This is a genomic window from Vibrio sp. 2033, from assembly GCF_033339735.1.
In genome coordinates, this window is sequence record NZ_JAWOVC010000410.1 from 1 (window position 1) to 662 (window position 662).

At 42.7% G+C, this 662-nt stretch carries 1 protein-coding gene; it reads left to right on the top strand.

Features of this window, described 5'->3' with window-relative positions:
• The coding region (locus R7P74_RS26890; protein WP_318123714.1) for a GntR family transcriptional regulator at nucleotides 1–565 on the top strand (565 nt) is incomplete at its 5' end.
• Nucleotides 566–662 lie beyond the last annotated feature (97 nt).

Sequence of the window (662 nt, forward strand, 5' to 3'; positions counted from 1 at the left end):
GTTAGCAAAAGAGTTCAATGTCAGCCGAATTCCTGTGCGTGAAGCACTAGTACAATTGGAAGCGCAGGGTTTAGTCAGTTTCGAGCCACATAAAGGCGCGACAGTGACTGAACTGTCTCCAGATAAAATCGATGAGCTATTTGAACTGCGTGCGGTTGTGGAATGCCACATTCTGGAACGTGCGATTAAAAACATGACGGATGAAGATCTAGAACGCGCTCGTGAAGTTCGTGAACGCTTCGAAGCGGTGGTAAATAGTGGTGACGAAGTGGAAGAATGGAGTAACTATAACTACGAATTCCACAAAGCGTTATACGCACCTGCCAACATGCCAGAAACCATGGATGTGATTTACAACTTAAATACCAAATGCGATCGCTACATTCGTATGCAGTTGTTATTCACCACAGGCATTAAAAAAGCGGAACAAGAACATTTGACCTTGTTTGAAATGTGCCAGAACAGAGATATTGATGGCGCAAAATATCTGTTGAAAAAACACATTCTAGAAGCAGGTACAGCTATTCGTAACTTGCTGTTAGAAAGACAGAGCCCAAATAACTAAACAGATAACTTAGGGGAATCACGGATGAATGTTGGACCTAAATTTCTGTTGGCGGCGCTGCGACAAAAAATAAAAGATGAAGGGCTGTGTTACAGCT